The organism is Paraburkholderia sejongensis (assembly GCF_020880815.1).
Lineage (GTDB): Bacteria > Pseudomonadota > Gammaproteobacteria > Burkholderiales > Burkholderiaceae > Paraburkholderia > Paraburkholderia sejongensis.
Map to the genome: position 1 here is coordinate 111,701 of NZ_JAJITD010000008.1, position 19,349 is coordinate 131,049.

Here is a 19,349-nt window from a genome sequence, read left to right on the forward strand (position 1 = left end):
ACCGCTCGGCGCGGCAAACGTTCTACAATGACAGTTGTTCTCCGAAGCGAGTTTTCATGCGTAAATTTTTTCTTCCCGGCTTGACTGCCACGTTCGCCGCGACCGCCGCGCTGGTCGCCGCCGCAGGCTTTTTTTCTCCGGCGGCCCACGCCAATAACGTGATCGTGCTCAATTCCGGCGAAGCGACGCTGAGTCTGATCGACGAGAGCAGCCGCCAGGTCATCGGCACGGTGCCCACCGGCAAGGAACCCCATCACCTGATGGCAACGCCGGACAATTCCTCGCTGATCGTCGCGAATTCGGTGTCGAACAATCTGATGTTCGTCGACCCGAAAACCGGCCAGTTGCAGCGCTGGGTCGAGAACATCGAAGATCCGTATCAGATCGGCTTCTCGCCGGACCGCAAGTGGCTCGTGACCACCGGCCTGCGGCTCGATCGGCTCGACATCTATCACTACGACAGCCAGAAGAACCAGATGACGCTGGCGTCGCGTCTGCCGCTCGCGGTGATGCCGAGCCACATGGCGTTCACGAATGACAGCAAAACGGTATTCGTCACGCTGCAGGTCTCGGGCGAACTCGCCGCGATCGACCTCGCTACGCAAACCGTGAAGTGGAAGATGAAGGTCGGCAAGGTGCCGGCGGGTCTGTGGATGACGCCGGGCGAGAAGTATCTGCTGGTCGGCATGACCGGCGAGGATTACGTCGCGGTGGTCGACTGGCGCAACCAGAAGGTCGTCAAGACGATCCACACCGGCAAGGGCGCGCACAACTTCCGCTCGCTGGCGGACGGCAAGCACGTCGCGGTATCGAACCGGGTCGCGAGCACGATCAGCATCATCGACGAAGATACGCTCACCAACGTCGGCGACATCACGGGCCTGATGCCGGGCCCGGACGACATGGAACTTTCCGCCGACAAACGCTATCTGTGGGTTACGTTCCGCTTCGCGAAGCACATCGGCATCATCGATCTGAGCACGCGCAAGCTGATCCAGACCATCGCGGTGGGCCGCTCGCCGCACGGCATCTACTTCTTCAATCGCGCGCCGGTCACCGCGCCTAACGGTGCCTGACGAAGTTTCCAGGCGCCCGGCGGCTCACAGCAGCAGGGCGCCCGCGCGACACACGACGGACGCAGCAACCAGGCCAGCACCATGTTCCATCTGATTTTCTCTTCACTCGACAGCTTCGTTTCAGCCATCCAGACATGGCTGTATGTCGACGTGGTGCAGCCGCTGCTGTTCCGTTTCAACCTGATGGACTACGACGAGGACACCTACGACGCGCTGTACTGGGTGATCGTCGGCGTGCTCGAAGTCCTCGCGATGTATGCGGTGCTGCGCCCGCTCGAGGCGCTGCGCCCGGTCGAGCGATGGGAAAGCCGCAAGGCGGTGCGGGTCGACGTGCTGTACACGTGGATCGCCAAGCTCGGCATCCTGAATCTGTTCTTCTTCTTCGCGCTGCAACCGTTCTTCGACACCGTGCAGGGCTGGCTGCGGCTGCACGGCATCGCCAATATCAGTCTCGACAATCTGTGGCCCGGCGTGACCACCCAGCCGCTCGTCACGTTCGTGATGTATCTGCTGGTGCTCGATTTTGCCGGCTATTGGTATCACCGCTGGCAGCACCGGATCGGCGTGTGGTGGGAGCTGCACGCGGTGCATCACAGCCAGCGCCAGATGTCGCTGTGGTCCGACGACCGCAACCATCTGCTCGACAATCTGCTGCAGGCGTCGTTTTTCGCGGTGATCGCGCTGGTGATCGGCGTGCCGCCGTCGCAATTCGTCGTACTCGTCGCGATCACCAATCTCGCGCAGAGCGTGCAGCACGCGAATATCCGGCTGTACTACGGCTGGCTCGGCGAACGGTTGCTGGTGAGCCCGACCTTCCATCGCCGCCATCATGCGATCGGCTACGGCCACGAAGGGCTCAAGTACGGCTGCAACTTCGGCGTGCTGTTTCCGTGGTGGGACATGCTGTTTCGCAGCGTGTCGTGGAGCCGCGAGATGGAGCCGACCGGCATCGCCGACCAGCTCGACGGCCGCCGTTATGGCGACGGTTTCTGGGCGCAGCACTGGCTCGCGTTCGCGCGCATCGCGCGGCGCCTGGCCCCCGGCAAGCGCCACGCGTCCGGCAACGACGCCGCGGCCGTTTGAATACCGTCTGAATCCCGCTTGAATCCCGCTTGAACCGCGTCTGAACCCCGCTTGACCCCCGCCCGACTGCCGTTTTCATCCTGTTCGGTGACCCTCGCGAGCGCGTCGTTCGGCCGTCCCAGCGGCGCGTCCGGTAGTTTATGCTGTGCACGTTCGTGCGCACGCTCGCGCGCCCCGGCATCGCCGGCCGGCGCACCGCGCGTTTTCTTCCCTTTCGTTTCGTTCGCAGGCACTGGCTCGCATGACTGATCTGTTGCGCTCGTTCGGACGCGCATTCGCAAGCGCGTTTCATCCGCGCATGCTGTGGCTGACTTTCAAACCGTTCATCGTCGCGACGGTCGGCTGGGGCATGATGCTGTGGTTCTTCTGGCAGACGCTGACCGGCGCGACCCGCGCGTGGCTCGACGACTGGTCGTTTACCGCCACGCTTTACCGCCTGTTCGACTGGCTCGGTTTTTCCGCGCTGCATGCGGTGATCGCGCCTTTCATCGTGATCGCGATGGCGATTCCGCTGATCGTCGTCACTGTGCTGTTGCTGATCGCAATGCTGTCGATGCCCGCGGTGATCCGCTTCCTCGCCGCGCGCCACTTCCCCGAGCTCGAGATGCGGCGCGGCGGAACATGGTACGGTAGCCTCGGTCAGGCGCTGTCGACCACGCTGGTCTGTCTGTTGCTGCTGGTCGTCACGTTGCCGTTGTGGCTCGTGCCGCCGTTCTTCGCGTTGATTCCGCCGCTGTTGTGGGGTTGGCTCACGTATCGGGTGATGTGCTACGACGCGCTCGCGCTCCATGCGAGCCGCGACGAACGCCGCGAGCTGGTGCGACGCCACCGCTGGCCGCTGCTGCTGATCGGCATCGTCAGCGGGCTGCTCGGTTCGGTGCCGACGCTGCTGTGGGCATCGTCGGTGTGGCTGATCGTGCTGTTCCCGGTGATCACGACGGTGACGATCTGGATTTATGCGTTCATCCTCGTGTTCTCGGCGCTGTGGTTCGGCTACTACTGCCTGCGCGCGCTGCAACGCATGCGCGCTCAGCATCAAGACGGCGCGTATCAGGTCGCGTCGGTTTCCTATCGATCAAACTGAAGAGGGCGGCAATGGCATTCGGCGTCATCATCATCGGCGATGAAATCCTGTCGGGCAGACGCGTCGACAAACATCTGCCGAAGGTCATCGAGTTGCTCGGCGCGCGCGGGCTGTCGCTGAGCTGGGCGGAATACGTCGGCGACGATCCCGAGCGGATCACCGCAACGCTGCGGCGCACGTTCGCGTCGGGCGACATCGTGTTTTCGACCGGCGGCATCGGCGCGACCCCGGACGATCACACCCGCCAGTGCGCGGCGGCCGCGCTCGGTGTGCCGCTCGAGCTGCATCCGGAGGCGGCGAAGCTGATTCAGGAGCGCATCCGCGACATGTATCAGCCGAAGGACGGCTCGCCGCTCGATCTCGATTCGCCGGAGAACCGTCACCGGCTGAACATGGGCACGTATCCGCAGGGCGCGGCGATCATCCCGAACGGCTACAACAAGATTCCCGGCTTTTCGATCCGCCATCACCACTTCGTGCCGGGCTTCCCGGTGATGGCATGGCCGATGATCGAATGGGTGCTCGACACGTACTACGTGCACCTGCATCACACCACGCCGCACGCGGAGAAATCACTGCTGGTGTTCGAGTTGCCGGAGTCGCGCGTGACGCCGCTGATGGAGAGAATCGAACGCGATTTTCCGGGCGTGCGGGTGTTCAGCCTGCCGAGCGTCGGCGACGCGGAGCGCGGCGGCGTCTACGCGCGGCATCACATCGATCTCGGTGTGAAGGGCGAACCGGAAGCGGTCGCGGCGGCGTTTGTCAAATTGCGCGAAGGCGTGCATCTGCTCGGCGGCGATATCGTCGAACCGGAAGCGGCGGCGGCGGCTGCGGCGGCGGGCAAGCCGCGCAGCTAGGCGTTTAGTCACGGTGTGCCCGGGTGGGGCTGCGTCGCGTGACGTTGCCGCGGCATGTCAGCGCGGGCAAGCTGCATGCGTTCGGGATTGCGGCCGCGCAGTGAGATGCGCGCTCAGCGCGCGTTGGGTATCGGGTATTGGCTGTTGGACCGCCGCGCGCGGTGCTTGGTAAGGCAGGCAGGCTTCGCGTGAGAGAAAGGGGGCGCTTCGAGGCGCACCCGCCGCGCGACATATCAGTGTCACGGCACGCGCCGACGATGCACTCCATGTGTCGCCGGCGCATGTTGTTTCAGGCGGGGGCGGGCGGGGTTTCAGCTTCGACCACCGCGCGATGCACCGTTCCATACGACGCAGGCGGCTCGCTAGCGCTGGCGCCCGCCTTCGGCAACCGATGCGTTGGCCGCTCCGGTCACGCCCCGATCCACGGCAAGCCGCGAAAACACCAGCCCGACACCGTCTTCCGATGCCCCTGACTGTCCTTGTCGCCTTCGAAGCCTTCCAGCAGGTCATACGCCTTCGTAAAGCCGGCCTGGGTCGCGGCGATCGCGGCGAGCTTCGAGCGCGCGGCGCTGCGGCACAGAAACAGCACCGGCGTGTCGGGCGAGGCGACCTGCGCGAGTTGCTGGACGAACTCCTGATTCGGCACCGCGCCCGGATAGCGGGTCCATTCGACGTGCGCGTATTGCCCGTCGCCGGTCACCGGCCGGCCGACCCAGTCGAGTTCGGCGCGGGTGCGCACGTCGACGAGGCGGGTGCGCGGGTCGAGTTGCAGCAGTTCGAACGCCTCGGCGGGCGATACCGCGCCCGCGTAGGGCAGTTGATTCTCGGTGCGGCGGGCGTCCGCCTGCGCGTACAGCTGTTCAAGCGTGCTCATGAGCGTCAATCTCCTTCGGACCAAATGAATATTCTAGCGCGCGCGATGCACGCCGAATGCGGCTGTGAGCCTGCCGCGGCGGCGAACGGCGACGCTTGGCCTGACATTTCCGCGCACGTGAGGATGCGCAAATCTGGTGCAATTTCGGAGAAATGCACCAAAATGGAATGGTCGGAGTTTTCCAAAGCGGTGAATGCACGGAACTGGTGCGTGGCGCTGCGGGCGGATTTAGCCGGGCGTTCATTCGGGACCGGCGCACCTCGCGCAGACCCAAGCGTGACAAGGCTGTGCCGTCGCAGCGGTGGCCTGGGCGCCAAGACTGGCACGCTATCTGCTTTATTGGTGTCGATCGATTCGACCCGGCAAATTTTCCTGCCTCGCGACGCCGTTTTCGGTGGACGCGCCCGGGCGTGTCAGCTAGATTGGGCGGCGGCTGAAATCCGCCGAATTTGTTAATCCAGGAGATAGGTTATGAGTAAATCCGTGGCCGACGTCATTCAACTCGTCAAAGACGAAGACGTCAAGTTTGTCGACTTCCGCTTCACCGACACGCGCGGCAAAGAGCAACACGTTTCGGTGCCGGTGTCGCACTTCGACGAAGACAAGTTTGAAAGCGGCCACGCTTTCGACGGTTCGTCCATCGCCGGCTGGAAGGGTATCGAAGCGTCGGACATGCTGCTGGTCCCCGATGCGAACACCGCGTTCATCGACCCGTTCTTCGAAGAGTCGACCCTCGTGCTGACCTGCGACGTGGTCGAACCGGCTGACGGCAAGGGCTACGAGCGCGACCCGCGCTCGCTCGCGAAGCGCGCCGAAGCGTACCTGAAGAGCTCGGGTCTGGGCGACACCGCATTCTTCGGTCCGGAACCGGAATTCTTCATTTTCGACTCGGTCCAGTGGAGCACGGATCAGTCGGGCTGCTTCCTGAAGATTGGTTCGGAAGAAGCACCGTGGTCGTCGTCGAAGGAATTCGAAGGCGGCAACACCGGCCACCGTCCGGGCACCAAGGGCGGCTACTTCCCGGTTGCTCCGGTCGACACGTTCCAGGACATCCGTTCGGAAATGTGCCTGCTGCTCGAACAGATCGGCATCCCGGTCGAAGTGCACCACCACGAAGTGGCGGGTCAAGGCCAGAACGAAATCGGCACTAAGTTCTCGACGCTGGTTCAGCGCGCCGACTGGCTGCAGCAGATGAAGTACATCATCCACAACGTCGCGCACACGTACGGCAAGACGGCAACCTTCATGCCGAAGCCGGTCGTCGGCGATAACGGCTCGGGCATGCACGTGCACCAGTCGATCTGGAAGGATGGCCAGAACCTGTTCGCGGGCAACGGCTACGCCGGCCTGTCGGAATTCGCGCTGTTCTACATCGGCGGCATCATCAAGCACGCTCGCGCGCTGAACGCGATCACGAACCCGGGTACCAACTCGTACAAGCGTCTCGTGCCGCACTTCGAAGCACCGGTCAAGCTCGCTTACTCGGCACGCAACCGCTCGGCATCGATCCGTATTCCGCACGTGTCGAACCCGAAGGGCCGCCGTATCGAAACGCGCTTCCCGGATCCGCTGGCGAACCCGTACCTGTGCTTCTCCGCGCTGATGATGGCGGGTCTGGACGGCGTGCAGAACAAGATTCACCCGGGCGAAGCCGCCGACAAGAACCTGTACGACCTGCCGCCGGAAGAGGATGCAAAGATCCCGACCGTGTGCGCCGGCCTCGACCAGGCTCTCGACGCACTCGACGCGGACCGCGAATTCCTGACCCGCGGTGGCGTGTTCACGGATTCGATGCTCGACGCGTACATCGAACTGAAGACGGGCGAGCTGCAGCGCTATCGTCAGGCGGTGCACCCGCTCGAATTCGAAATGTACTACTCGCTGTAAGCGGCCATCGCGCTTCGCCGGCCGGTTATGCGGCGAAGCGCCTGGTCCGACGCTCGCGATCGGTCACGAAGGGACGGCGGCGCCGTCCCTTTTTCGTTATGAAGCGCTGCAAAGCCGCTCTTTCCGATTTATCACCATCTCCCACCGGCCAGACTGCAAGATGGTTCTGAAGAATCTGATCAAGGCAAGGAAAGGACACGAACAGACGCTGTCGGACGACGTGCAGCTGCTGAACTCCGGCCTGCTGCCGGGCTTCGAGGCGCTGCCGACGGTGGTGCTGGTGCTCGAGAAGCGCACGCTGCGGGTCGCGTTCGCGAATCCGTCGGCCGAATCGATGCTCGAAATGTCGCGCCGCCAGCTCACGCAGATGGCGTGGCCTGACATCTTCTCGAACGCCGACGAACTGGTCGCGACGATCACCGCGATCGCCGCGCACCGTTTTCATGCGACCCATCTCGACGCGGTGCTCGAACGCCCGGGCCACGAACCGCTGCACGTGCATGCGATCGTTGGCTTTCTGGAAAGCGCGCAGGACTATGTGCTGCTGGAGCTGTTCGAAAACGAGCGGCATCTGCGCACGGACCGCGAAGAGCGCATCAACGACCTGACCGCGGTCAACAAGCAGTTGATCCGCAATCTCGCGCACGAAATCAAGAATCCGCTCGGCGGCATTCGCGGCGCCGCGCAGCTGCTCGAATTTGAACTCGGCGAGCGCGAACGCGACGAGTTGCGCGAGTACACCCAGGTCATCATCAAGGAGTCGGACCGGCTGCAGACGCTGGTCGACCGCTTGCTGGAGCCGCACCGGCATCCGCATATCGTCGGCGACGTGAATATTCACGAGGTGTGCGAGCGCGTGCGCCAGGTGATCCTCGCCGAGTTTCCGCGCGGCCTGACGATCGAACGCGACTACGACGTCAGCGTGCCGGACCTGCGCGGCGACAAGGAGCAGTTGATCCAGGCACTCCTGAACATCGTGCGCAATGCAGCCGAGGCGCTGCGCGAGCGCATCTCGCAGGGCGACGCAAAGATCGAATTGCGCACCCGCATCGCGCGCAAGATCACCATTTCAAAACGCTTGTGCAAGCTGGCATTGGACTTGCATGTGATCGATAACGGCCCGGGCATTCCGGAAGAGATTCGCGACCGCATCTTCTATCCGCTTGTGTCGGGGCGCGAGGACGGCAGCGGTCTGGGTCTGACGCTCGCGCAGACCTTCGTGCAGCAGCATGAAGGTCTGATCGAAGTGGACAGCCGGCCGGGCCATACCGAGTTTCAGATTCTGCTGCCGCTCGACTACTGACTTCACAAGCACTCAAGACTTCTGACCGACCTATATGAAGCCGATCTGGATAGTAGACGACGATCAATCGATTCGCTGGGTGCTGGAAAAAGCGCTCGCCCGCGAAAACTTCGCGACCCGCAGCTTCGCGAACGTGCGCGAAGCGTCGGCCGCGCTCGATCACGACAGCCCACAGGTGCTGGTCTCCGATATCCGGATGCCTGGCGGCTCCGGGCTCGAACTGCTGCAGACCGTGCGCGACAAGGTGCCGGGGCTGCCGGTCATCATCATGACCGCGTTCTCCGATCTCGATAGCGCGGTAGCCGCGTTTCAGGGCGGTGCGTTCGAGTATCTCGCCAAGCCGTTCGACATCGACAAGGCGGTCGAGTTGATCCGCCGCGCGGTCGACGAAAGCATGCGCGGCGAGCAGACCGTCGACGAGCGTGTTGCCGAGGCGCCCGAGATGCTCGGTCAGGCGCCGGCGATGCAGGACATGTTTCGCGCGATCGGGCGGCTGTCGCATTCGGCGGCGACCGTGCTCATTACCGGCGAATCAGGCACCGGGAAGGAACTGGTCGCGCGGGCGTTGCACCGACATAGCCCACGCGCGAACGGTCCGTTCATCGCGCTCAATACCGCGGCGATTCCGAAGGATCTGCTGGAGTCCGAACTGTTCGGCCACGAGCGCGGCGCGTTCACCGGCGCGCAGGCGATGCGCCAGGGGCGCTTCGAGCAGGCCGAGAACGGCACGCTGTTTCTCGACGAAATCGGCGACATGCCGTTCGATCTGCAGACGCGCCTGTTGCGGGTGCTGTCGGACGGGCAGTTCTATCGGGTCGGCGGCCACAATCCGCTGCGCTCGAACGTGCGGGTGATCGCGGCGACCCACCAGAACCTCGAATCGCGCGTGCGTCAGGGGCTGTTTCGCGAAGACTTGTATCACCGGCTCAACGTGATCCGGCTGCGGCTGCCCGCGCTGCGCGAGCGCAGCGAGGACATTCCGTTGCTCACGCGCCACTTCCTGCAAAAGAGCGCGCGCGATCTCGGCGTCGAGCCCAAGCGCGTGTCCGACGAGGCGCTCGCGTATATGGCCGCGCTGCCGTTTCCGGGCAACGTGCGGCAACTGGAGAATCTCGCGAACTGGCTGACCGTGATGGCGCCCGCGCAGACGATCGAGATCAAGGATCTGCCGCCCGATCTCGGGCCGGCGTCGGTGGGCACGAGTGACCTGTCCGCCAGTGCGAATGCGGTCGCGGCGCCGGACGGCACGGCGCTGAACGGCGCTGCGTCGCTGGGCGGCGTGGGCCTCGGTGCGGGGGGCGCGGTGCATCCGCTGGGCGCGTCGGCGGTTTCGGCGGCGGCGGTCGCGAGCGCGCTGAGCGCGTGGGAAGGCGGCTTGCGCACCGAAGTCGCGCGGATGCTGCGCGAAAACGCGGCCGACGTGATGGACGAACTGGCGCGCCGCTTCGAGGCGGCGGTGATTCGCGAGGCGCTCGACTTCACGCGCGGCCGCAAGGTCGAGGCGGCCGAGCGGCTGGGGATCGGCCGCAATACGATCACGCGCAAGATTCAGGAACTGCATCTCGAACCGTGATGGCCCGCGTGAGTTGAAGCGGCAGGCGAGGGCGGCTCAGGCCGCCTTCGTCGTTTTTGCGGTTCACGCTCGCGTCGACTGCCGCGCCGCGCGGCTCGCCGCTCCTTCCCACGGCCCGTGCCGCGCGCAACAGGCATAATCGACGCTGTTCCGATCCTACAGCCGATGATGCCAGCTTCTTCCCCCGTGCCGTTCCAGTGGCCGCTTTCCCCTGATCCATTCCTGCCGCTCGAGGCGCTCTACGATCCCGCGGCGCTCGCGTGGGTCGAAGCGCAGAACGCGCGCACGCGCGCCGCGTGGTGCAGCGGCGCGGCGTTCGAGACTCTGAAGCGGCGCCTTGCCGACGCCTATCTGCCGCGCGAACGTCCGGTGATTCCGGACCGCTGGAAGGACTGGGCCTACGATCTGTGGCAGGACGAGCGCAATCCGCGCGGCATCTGGCGACGCACGACATGGGCCGCGTGGCGCGCGGGCGCGCCGGTGTGGCAGAACCTGCTCGACTTCGATGCGCTCGGCGCCGCCGAAGGCACGCCGTGGGTCTGCGTCGATCTCGACATCCTCTATCCGGACGGCGATCGCGCGCTGATCACGATGTCGCCGGGCGGCTCCGATGCGGTCGTGGTGCGCGAATTCGACCTCGACGCGCAGTGCTTCGTCGACGGCGGCTTCGCGATTGCGAAGGCTGGCAAGCACACCGCTTCGTGGATCGATCGCGACACGCTGTACGTCGGCTGGGACAACGGTCGCAAGACCTTGACGCGCTCCGGCTATCCGCGCGAAGTGCGGCGCTGGAGCCGCGGCAGCGCGCTCGCCGACGCGCCGGTGGTGTTTCGCGGCGAGTTCGACGACATCGGCGTCGATGCGCATTACGACCCGATCGACCGGCGCCATACGGTGACGAGCAGCGTCGACTTTTTCGATTCGCAGACCTATTGGCTCGATGCGGCGACCGGCGCATGGCGCCGCTACGAGGTGCCCGAGCACGTCGCGGTCGGCGCATGGCAGGGCTGGCTGCTGCTCGAACCGCGGCTCGACTGGGAGCGCGACGACGGCACGCATTTTCCGGGCGGCGCGCTGCTGGCGATTCGCGAGGACGCGTTCCTGCGCGGCGAACGCGATGTGACGCCGCTGTTCATGCCGAACGAGCGGACCTCGGCCTGCGAGTGGTCGCACACGCGGCATCATCTGATCGTGTCGTACCTCGACGACGTGCGCAGCAAGACGCTGATCTGGACGCCGACGCAGCGCGAGGACGGCACATGGCAGTGGCGCGAGCGCGTGTTCGCCGCGCACGGCGATGCGCAGGTGGACGTATCACCGGTCGAATCGACGCTGAACGACGAGGTATTCGTCGATACCGACGACTATCTGCAACCGCCGGCCTACTGGCTCACCGATCTGGCCGGCGACGCACCGGCCGACTGGGAATTGCTCGACCGCTGGCCGACCCAGTTCGACGCGACGCGCTTTGCCGTGACGCGCGCTCACGCGGTATCGGCCGACGGCACGCCCGTGCCGTACACGGTGATCGGACCGAAGGACATCGCATCGTCAGGACAGCAAAGCAAGCCGCGTCCATGCCTGCTGAGCGGTTATGGCGGTTTCGCGATTCCGCTGCTGCCGAGTTATCTGACCGGGCAGGGGATCGGCTGGCTCGAGCGCGGCGGCGTCTACGTGGTCGCGCATATTCGCGGCGGCGGCGAGTTCGGCACGCGCTGGCATACGGCCGCGCAGGGCGAGCATCGCCAGCGCGCGTTCGACGATTTCATCGCGGTCGCAGAAGCGCTGAGCGCGACCGGCGTGACGAGCGCCGCGCAACTCGGCATCCAGGGCGGCAGCAACGGCGGCCTGCTGGTCGCCGCGTGCATGGTGCAGCGGCCCGAGCTATTCGGCGCGGTGGTGTGCGAAGTGCCGCTGCTCGACATGAGCCGCTACCACCTGCTGCACGCGGGCGCGTCGTGGATCGACGAATACGGCGACCCGGATGAAGCCGACGAAGCGCGCGTGCTCGCCGCGTATTCGCCGTATCACAACCTCGCGGCGGGCGTCGCGTATCCGCCGGTGCTGTTCATGACCTCGACCGCCGACGATCGCGTGCATCCCGGCCACGCGCGCAAGATGGTCGCGCGGATGCAGGCGCTCGGCGCGCCGCAGGTGTGGTATCGGGAGAACACGGAAGGCGGGCACGGCGGCTCCGATGAACTGGAGCAGGCCGAGCATGATGCGATGGTGTACGGCTTCTTGTGGGGTGTGTTGGGCGACGCGGCGGCCGCCCAGGCGATGGCGCGCTGACGCGCGCCGCTGCGCCGCTGCCTCGCGGCCTCGCAGCGTCGGCCTCCCGGCGCGTCAGCCCAGTTGCGCGAACACCGGCGCGTGATCTGACGGTTGTTCCAGCTTGCGCGGCGCTTTGTCGATATCGCACGCGGTGCAGATGTCGGCGAGCGCCTTGGACAGCAGGATGTGGTCGATGCGCAGTCCCGCGTTGCGGCGGAACGCCATCATCCGGTAGTCCCACCACGAATAGATCTTTTCCTGCTGCTCGAACTGGCGGAACGCGTCGAGCAGACCGAGTCCGATCAGCCGCACGAACGCCGCGCGTTCTTCCGGCGACACGAGGTTCTGACCTTCCCATGCCTTCGGATCGTGCACATCGCGATCTTCCGGTGCGATGTTGTAGTCGCCGAGCAACGCGAGCTTCGGATGCAGCGTCATTTCGGTCGCGAGCCAGTCGTGCAGCGCGTCGAGCCAGCGCAGCTTGTACGCGAACTTCTCGGTGCCCGGCGCTTGGCCGTTCGGAAAATACGCGGAGATGATGCGCACGCCTTCGATCGTCGCCGCGATCACGCGCTGCTGCGGATCCTCGAAACCGGGGATATTTCGCACGATGCTGCTTTCTTCGACGTGCAGGCCGTCGCGCACCAGAATGCCGACGCCGTTATAAGTTTTCTGCCCCGCGTACCAGCTCTGATAGCCGATCTCGGCGAGCTCCGCGCGCGGGAATTTTTCGTCGGGGAGTTTCAACTCCTGCAGGCACAGCACGTCGGTGCCGCTGCTCGCGAGCCAGTCGATCACGTGTTGCTGGCGGACTTTGAGGGAGTTGACGTTCCAGGTGGCGATTTTCATGTCGTTCTCACTTTGTTGCGGAGCGGGGCCTCGTCACCCGAGCCTCACGCTTTTGTTCTGATCGGTCGCCGTGCGGTGCAGCGCAGCGCGCATGCGCGGTCGCGGACGATTCGGGGTTCGATGCCCCGCATCTTATCGCGCGCGAGCAGCGTATGGGGCGGGTAACGGGCGAGGGCTTGCGTCGCGCGAGACGCGCCGCATTTGCATGCGTCACGTGTGGCGGATGAACAAGATTCGGACCACCGTTTGACGTTTATCAAAAGGCCGGCTATAATCTTTTTTCTCTGACGCGGGGTGGAGCAGTCTGGCAGCTCGTCGGGCTCATAACCCGAAGGTCACAGGTTCAAATCCTGTCCCCGCAACCAAGTTTTGTTGAAAGCCCGCATAGCGCAAGCCATGCGGGCTTTTTGACTTTCAGCCGGGCATTTCGGCTCGGCGTTCTAGCCCGGCGCCTTTCAGCCCGGGCTTTCGCAGTCAACTCACGCCGACCCGATCGCCCATTCCACCGCCGCCTGTGCATGCAACGCGGTGGTGTCGAACACCGGCAGCACCGAATCCTCGGGTTTGATCAGCAGCGTGATTTCGGTGCAGCCGAGAATCACCGCCTGCGCGCCGCGCGCGGCCAGATGCTCGATCACGCGCTGATACACGCGGCGCGATTCGGCTTCCACATTGCCGTGACACAACTCGTCGTAGATGATCCGATGCACGTCCGCGCGTTCGGCGTCGTCGGGCACCAGCGTGTCGAGGCCGAAGCGCTCGCGCAGCCGGCCGGTATAAAACTCCTGCTCCATCGTATAGCGGGTGCCGAGCAGGCCGACCCGTTCGACGCCCGCCGCGCGCAGCGCTTCGCCGGTCGGATCGGCGATGTGCAGGAACGGCACGCTGATCGCCCGCTCGATCGAATCGCATACGCGATGCATCGTATTGGTCGCGAGGATCACCAGATCGGCGCCGCCGCGTTCGAGCTGGCTCGCGGCATCGGCCATCTGCTTGCCGAGCGCGGCCCAGTCGCCGGCGCGCTGGTTCGCTTCGACCTCGGCGAAGTCGACCGTCAGCAGCAGGCTGCGCGCGTTGTGATGGCCGCCCAGGCGCGCCTTCGCGTGACGGTTCAGCAGCCGGTAATACTCGGTGGACGACTCCCAGCTCATGCCGCCGATCACGCCGATCGTTTTCATCTGTACGCTCCGTGAATGCTTGCCCGAAACGGCGAGTATAGGCGCGTCGCGATGCCCGCCGCCGGTACGGATCGTAGCGCGCTGGCCGGTACGCCTCGCTGCCCTGACGAGCGGCCACGGCCATCACGGTGCGCGCACGCGACACGACCCGCGCGCGCATTTCTGGCGCCGCTAGAATCGTAGCGAGTCCGAAGCGATCAACGGGAGCGATACATGGATCTGATCATCCGCCGCGCGACGCTGCCGCGCAGCGCCACGCAACTGCTGCCGGCGTCACGGCATAACCACGGGCCGGTCGACATCGGCATCGACGCCGGCCGCATCGTCGCGGTCGAACCGTCGCTGGCCGCGAGCGCGCGCGAAGAGCTCGATGCGGCCGGTTCGCTCGTTACGCCGCCATTCGTCGATCCGCATTTCCACATGGACGCGACGCTGTCGTACGGTTTGCCGCGCGTGAACGCGTCGGGCACGCTGCTCGAAGGGATCGCGCTATGGGGCGAGCTGAAGCCCGAGCTCACGCAGCACGCGTTGATCGAGCGCGCGCTGCAATACTGCGACTGGGCGGTCGCGCGCGGCCTGCTGGCGATCCGCAGCCACGTCGACGTATGCGACTCGCGGCTGCTCGCGGTCGAAGCGCTGCTCGAAGTAAAGCGGCGCGTCGCCCCATATCTGGATCTGCAACTGGTCGCGTTTCCGCAGGATGGACTGCTGCGCAGCGCCGACGCGTTCGACAACCTGAAGCGCGCGATCGGCATGGGCGTCGACGTGGTCGGCGGGATTCCGCATTTCGAGCGCACGATGGCCGACGGCGCGCAGTCGGTGCGCATGCTGTGCGAGTACGCGGCGCAGCAGGGCTTGCGGGTGGACATGCATTGCGACGAATCGGACGATCCGCTGTCGCGCCATATCGAAACGCTCGCGGCCGAAACGCACCGGCTCGGTCTGCACGGCCGCGTCGCCGGCTCGCATCTGACCTCGATGCATTCGATGGACAACTACTACGTGAGCAAGCTGTTGCCGCTGATACGCGAGTCGGGCGTCGCCGCGATCGCCAATCCGCTGATCAACATCACGCTGCAAGGGCGCAGCGACAGTTATCCGAAACGGCGCGGGATGACCCGCGTGCCGGAGATGCTGGCCGCGGGGATTACCGTCGCGTTCGGCCACGACTGCGTGATGGACCCGTGGTACAGCCTCGGTTCGGGCGACATGCTCGAAGTCGCGCACATGGGGCTGCATGTCGCGCAGATGACGGGCATCGACGGGATGCGTGCGTGCTTCGACGCGGTGACCGTCAATGCGGCGCAAATCCTCGGTCTGGACGGTTACGGGATCGCGCCCGGCTGCGCGGCCAATCTCGTGCTGCTCGATGCGCGCGATGAAATCGACGCGCTCCGTTTGCGCGCCGCGCGGCTCGCGGTCGTGAGCCGGGGCAGGGTGGTGAGCCGCGCGCCGGCCGCGCGGGCGGCGTTGTCGATCGAAGGGCGGCCGCGCGAGGTGGACTTCAAACTGCATCGCGCGTAGCGCGGTTGCATCGATGTGAAGCGCCAATAAAAAACCGGCGGCCTGCTCGCGCAGACCGCCGGTTTTGTTCGTCGCTACCGTTGCGTCGGTGCCTCAATGCGCGGCGCCCGGCGCCATCCCGTTGTGGCGCAGCAGCGCATCGATATTCGGCTCGCGGCCGCGGAACGCCTTGAACGATTCCATCGCCGGACGGCTGCCGCCAACCTCCAGAATCTCGCGGCGATAGCGCATCCCGGTGCTCTGATCGAGCACGCTGCCGGCCGCCTGCGCGGCTTCCTCGAACGCCGCGTACGCATCCGCCGACAGCACCTCGGCCCACTTGTAGCTGTAGTAGCCGGCCGCGTAACCGCCCGCGAAGATATGGCTGAACGTGTTCGGCCAGCGCGAGAACGGCGCTTGCGGCACCACGTGGAAGCGCTCGTTGATCTCGCGCGCGAGGTCGTTCGCGCTGGTCGCGCCGTTCGCGTCGAAGCCGGTGTGCAGTTGCATGTCGAACATCGAGAACACGATCTGGCGCAGCGTGCCGAGGCCGCTCTGGAAGTTCTTCGCGGCGAGCATCTTGTCGAACAGCTCGCGCGGCAGCGGCTTCGCGGTATCGACGTGCGAAGTCATGTCCGACAGCACGTCCCACTCCCAGCAGAAGTTCTCCATGAATTGCGACGGCAGTTCGACCGCATCCCATTCGACGCCGTTGATCCCCGACACGCCAAGTTCATCGACACGCGTGAGCATGTGATGCAGACCGTGGCCGAACTCGTGGAACAGCGTGATCACTTCGTCATGCGTGAAGCACGCGGGCTTGCCGCCGACCGGCGCCGAGAAGTTGCAGGTCAGATACGCGACCGGCGTCTGCACCGCGCCGTGCGCGAGCTTGTGACGGCCGCGCGCATCGTCCATCCATGCACCGCCGCGTTTGCCTTCGCGCGCATACAGGTCGAGATAGAACTGCGCGACGAGACCGCCGTCCTGATTCTCGACACGGAAAAAGCGCACGTCCGGATGCCACACGGCCGCTTCATCGCGACGGATGCGCACGCCGAACAGCGTTTCGGTGACCTTGAACAGGCCCTTGAACACTGCGTCTTCCGGGAAGTACTGCTTCACTTCGTTTTCGGAGAACGAATAGCGCTTCTGGCGCAGACGCTCGGCCGCGAAGGTCATGTCCCACGGCTGCAGATCGCTCATGCCGAGTTCGGTCGCCGCGAACGCCTGCAGCTCCTTCCAGTCCTGCTCAGCGTGCGGACGCGCGCGCGTCGCGAGGTCTTCGAGAAAGGCCATCACCTGCGCCGGCGACTCGGCCATCTTCGGTGCGAGCGACACTTCGGCGAAGTTGTTGTAGCCGAGCATCGCGGCTTCTTCGGCGCGCAGCTTCAGTTCGTCGGCGAGCACCTGGGTGTTGTCCCACTCGGGCTTGCCGTTGCCGTATTGCGCGCCCAGTTCGGACGCGCGCGTCACGTACGCGCGGTACATCGCTTCGCGCATCGCGCGGTTTTCCGAGTACTGCATGACCGGGAAATACGACGGGAAGTGCAGCGTGAACTTGTAGCCGCTTTTGCCTTCGCGCTCGGCCGCTTCTTTCGCGGCCGCGATCACGTCTTCGGGCAGGCCGGCCAGTTGCGCCTCGTTGCCCGCGTCGACGACATACGCGTACGCATTGGTCGCGTCGAGCACGTGATCGGAAAACGCCTTCGACAGCGCCGCCTGGCGCTCCTGCAGTTCGGCGAAACGCGGCTTCTGATCTTCCGGCAGTTCGGCGCCCGACAGGCGGAAATCGCGCAGCGCGTTGCCGAGGATCTTCTTGCGCTCGCTGTTGAGCGCGGCGAATTCGTCGCTCGCGTTCAGCGTCTTGTACTTCTCGTAGAGCGCCAGATTCTGGCCGACGCTCGACCAGAACTCGGTCACGCGCGGCAGGTTTTCGCCGTACACGGCGCGCAGCTCGGGGGTATCGGCGACCGCGTTCAGATGGCCGATCACGCTCCATGCGCGCGACAGCGGCTCGGTCGCGCGTTCGACCGGTTCGACGACGTCGGTCCACGAGGTCGGCGTGGCCGGCAGCGCGGCGCGCTCGACCGCGGCGGCTGCGTTCGCGAGCAGCACGTCGAGCGCGGGCGTCACGTGCTCGGGGCGGATCTCGCCAAAGCGCGGCAGGTCGGAAAAATCGAGGAGCGGATTGTCTTGATGCGTGGCGGTGGTGGACATAGGGCTTCCTGTCTGACGCGGGTGAACGGGGCGGTGCGGCGGCGCTCGCGCGGGGCGTCGGGCGATGCTTGCCTGACGCGCGGCGCAGCGCGCATGGCAGCACCGGGTACGAACATTATTGGGGCGGGGTGAGCCGATTCCAATCCAGTCGCAGACAAATTAACAGATGTGGCGGCGGGCGGGGCGGATCGGTCCGTCGCGCGTTTCGTGCGACAGCGCATGGTGCGGATGGCTTGATGGTGCAGCAATGCATCGCGGCGCTCGCGACGCGCCGACACCCGGCCTCGCGCGCGGCGAGCGGGCCGCGCGCGAGTGGGTTGGCGGGTTACGCCTGCGCGGCGTCCGCGGCGCGCTCGGCCGCTTCGATCGTGTTGACCAGCAGCATCGTGATCGTCATCGGGCCCACGCCGCCCGGCACCGGCGTGATGTAGCCGGCCACTTCCTTGACGCCCGCGAAGTCGACGTCGCCGCACAGCTTGCCGGCGTCGTCGCGATTCATGCCGACGTCGATCACGGTCGCGCCCGGCTTCACCATTTCCGCGGTCAGGATGTTGCGCAGACCGGTCGCGGCGACCACGACGTCGGCGTTGCGGGTGTGCGCGGCGAGATCGCGCGTCTTGCTATGGCAGATCGTAACGGTTGCGCCCGCTTCGAGCAGCAGCAGCGCCATCGGCTTGCCGACGATGTTCGAGCGGCCGATCACCACCGCGTTCGCGCCCTTCAGATCGATGCCGTAGGCCTCGAACATCTTCATCACGCCGTACGGGGTGCACGGACGGAACAGCGGCTGGCCGGTCATCAGCGCGCCGGCATTGGCGACGTGAAAACCGTCGACGTCCTTCTCCGGCGCAATCGCCTCGATCACCTTGTGGCTGTCGATATGCCTGGGCAGCGGCAGTTGCACGAGGATGCCGTGAATCGACGGGTCGCGATTCAGTTCGTCGATGCGCGCGAGCAGTTCGGCTTCGGACAGGTCGGCCGGATAGCGGTCGAACGACGAACCGAGGCCGTTGTCGTGGCAGGCCTTGACCTTGTTGCGCACGTAGACTTCGCTGGCCGGGTTGTCGCCGACCAGAATCACGGCGAGGCCCGGTTGATGGCCGCGGGCGGTCAGGGCGGCGGCGCGCGTGGCGACGTCGGCGCGCAAGGTCTTGGAGAGGGCGAGGCCGTCGATCAGTTTGGCAGTCATGGTCGGTCGAGCGTTGAGTCGAGAATGGAATCGGGACAGGAGCGGATTGGCGCGGCGAGGTTGCAGTGTTTGCGCCGGCACGCGCGATGGCGCGGTGCGTTGGCGCGTCGCGGCACGAATCTGTCGGTTCGCGGCAGGCATGCAACGGCGGGTTTGGGGCAGCGCCACGGCAAAGTCCAACATTATACCGGCGCGGCGGCGGGCTTCCGCAGGGATTCGAGGCGCGGCGTGGTGACGATGAGGGGCGTGGCGGCGCCTTGTGACGGGCCGCGCAAATGCGAGGGGAGCGCGATCAGGCGCTGTGGGGACTTTGTGGGACTCGCGCACCAGCGCCCGTCCGGCACGCGCAACCCTTTCGACGAAGAAGCCGCGCGTGCCGCGGTGATGGTGCGCGCGGAC

The 19,349-nt window shown here is 65.5% G+C and carries 14 protein-coding genes and 1 tRNA gene; 10 read left to right on the plus strand and 5 right to left on the minus strand.

What is annotated here, in order from left to right; all coding sequences use genetic code 11:
• The first annotated feature begins 56 nt into the window (after window positions 1–56).
• The 4 genes from LJ656_RS17300 (at window position 57) to LJ656_RS17315 (ending at window position 4,100) form a co-directional block, all read left to right on the plus strand.
• On the plus strand, window positions 57–1,076 hold the full coding sequence (locus tag LJ656_RS17300; RefSeq protein WP_230510613.1) for a YVTN family beta-propeller repeat protein: 1,020 nt from the start codon (window positions 57–59) through the stop codon (window positions 1,074–1,076).
• An 81-nt stretch (window positions 1,077–1,157) separates the two neighbouring features.
• Window positions 1,158–2,159, plus strand: a complete 1,002-nt coding sequence (locus LJ656_RS17305) for a sterol desaturase family protein (RefSeq protein ID WP_230510614.1) — start codon at window positions 1,158–1,160, stop codon at window positions 2,157–2,159.
• A 241-nt stretch (window positions 2,160–2,400) separates the two neighbouring features.
• Complete coding sequence (locus tag LJ656_RS17310; RefSeq protein ID WP_230510615.1) at window positions 2,401–3,243, plus strand: EI24 domain-containing protein; 843 nt, start codon at window positions 2,401–2,403, stop codon at window positions 3,241–3,243.
• 11 nt (window positions 3,244–3,254) lie between these two features.
• Window positions 3,255–4,100: a competence/damage-inducible protein A gene (locus LJ656_RS17315; protein WP_230510616.1), complete on the plus strand. Its 846-nt coding sequence runs from the start codon at window positions 3,255–3,257 to the stop codon at window positions 4,098–4,100.
• Window positions 4,101–4,509: 409 nt separating this feature from the next.
• On the opposite strand, the gene LJ656_RS17320 is transcribed toward LJ656_RS17315, so the two are convergent.
• Window positions 4,510–4,974: a rhodanese-like domain-containing protein gene (locus tag LJ656_RS17320; RefSeq protein ID WP_230510617.1), complete on the minus strand. Its 465-nt coding sequence runs from the start codon at window positions 4,972–4,974 to the stop codon at window positions 4,510–4,512.
• A 471-nt stretch (window positions 4,975–5,445) separates the two neighbouring features.
• Here LJ656_RS17320 and glnA point away from each other — a divergent pair, with 471 nt between their 5' ends.
• The 4 genes from glnA (at window position 5,446) to LJ656_RS17340 (ending at window position 12,029) form a co-directional block, all read left to right on the plus strand.
• Complete coding sequence (gene glnA, locus LJ656_RS17325; RefSeq protein ID WP_230510618.1) at window positions 5,446–6,861, plus strand: type I glutamate--ammonia ligase; 1,416 nt, start codon at window positions 5,446–5,448, stop codon at window positions 6,859–6,861.
• 160 nt (window positions 6,862–7,021) lie between these two features.
• Window positions 7,022–8,164, plus strand: coding sequence for a nitrogen regulation protein NR(II) (glnL, locus tag LJ656_RS17330; protein ID WP_230510619.1), 1,143 nt, complete (start codon window positions 7,022–7,024; stop codon window positions 8,162–8,164).
• Window positions 8,165–8,198: 34 nt separating this feature from the next.
• Window positions 8,199–9,737 carry a nitrogen regulation protein NR(I) gene (gene ntrC, locus LJ656_RS17335; protein ID WP_230510620.1) on the plus strand — a complete coding sequence of 513 codons (1,539 nt, stop codon included), beginning with the start codon at window positions 8,199–8,201 and terminating at the stop codon, window positions 9,735–9,737.
• Window positions 9,738–9,905: 168 nt separating this feature from the next.
• Window positions 9,906–12,029 carry a prolyl oligopeptidase family serine peptidase gene (locus LJ656_RS17340; protein ID WP_230510792.1) on the plus strand — a complete coding sequence of 708 codons (2,124 nt, stop codon included), beginning with the start codon at window positions 9,906–9,908 and terminating at the stop codon, window positions 12,027–12,029.
• Between the two features lie 54 nt (window positions 12,030–12,083).
• On the opposite strand, the gene xth is transcribed toward LJ656_RS17340, so the two are convergent.
• A complete protein-coding gene (xth, locus tag LJ656_RS17345; protein ID WP_230510621.1) occupies window positions 12,084–12,860 on the minus strand; it encodes an exodeoxyribonuclease III in 777 nt (258 codons plus the stop codon).
• A 288-nt stretch (window positions 12,861–13,148) separates the two neighbouring features.
• On the opposite strand from xth, the gene LJ656_RS17350 reads away from it, so the two are divergent.
• Window positions 13,149–13,225, plus strand: a tRNA-Met gene (locus LJ656_RS17350).
• 114 nt (window positions 13,226–13,339) lie between these two features.
• Here LJ656_RS17350 and LJ656_RS17355 read toward each other — a convergent pair.
• Window positions 13,340–14,038: an aspartate/glutamate racemase family protein gene (locus LJ656_RS17355; RefSeq protein ID WP_230510622.1), complete on the minus strand. Its 699-nt coding sequence runs from the start codon at window positions 14,036–14,038 to the stop codon at window positions 13,340–13,342.
• A gap of 213 nt (window positions 14,039–14,251) precedes the next feature.
• Between LJ656_RS17355 and LJ656_RS17360 the strand changes: the two genes are divergently transcribed.
• Complete coding sequence (locus LJ656_RS17360) at window positions 14,252–15,562, plus strand: amidohydrolase family protein (RefSeq protein WP_230510623.1); 1,311 nt, start codon at window positions 14,252–14,254, stop codon at window positions 15,560–15,562.
• 93 nt (window positions 15,563–15,655) lie between these two features.
• On the opposite strand, the gene LJ656_RS17365 is transcribed toward LJ656_RS17360, so the two are convergent.
• Together LJ656_RS17365 and folD are read right to left on the minus strand one after the other, a co-directional pair.
• On the minus strand, window positions 15,656–17,761 hold the full coding sequence (locus tag LJ656_RS17365) for a M3 family metallopeptidase (RefSeq protein WP_230510624.1): 2,106 nt from the start codon (window positions 17,759–17,761) through the stop codon (window positions 15,656–15,658).
• 325 nt (window positions 17,762–18,086) lie between these two features.
• On the minus strand, window positions 18,087–18,950 hold the full coding sequence (folD, locus tag LJ656_RS17370; RefSeq protein ID WP_230510625.1) for a bifunctional methylenetetrahydrofolate dehydrogenase/methenyltetrahydrofolate cyclohydrolase FolD: 864 nt from the start codon (window positions 18,948–18,950) through the stop codon (window positions 18,087–18,089).
• Between the last annotated feature and the right edge of the window lie 399 nt (window positions 18,951–19,349).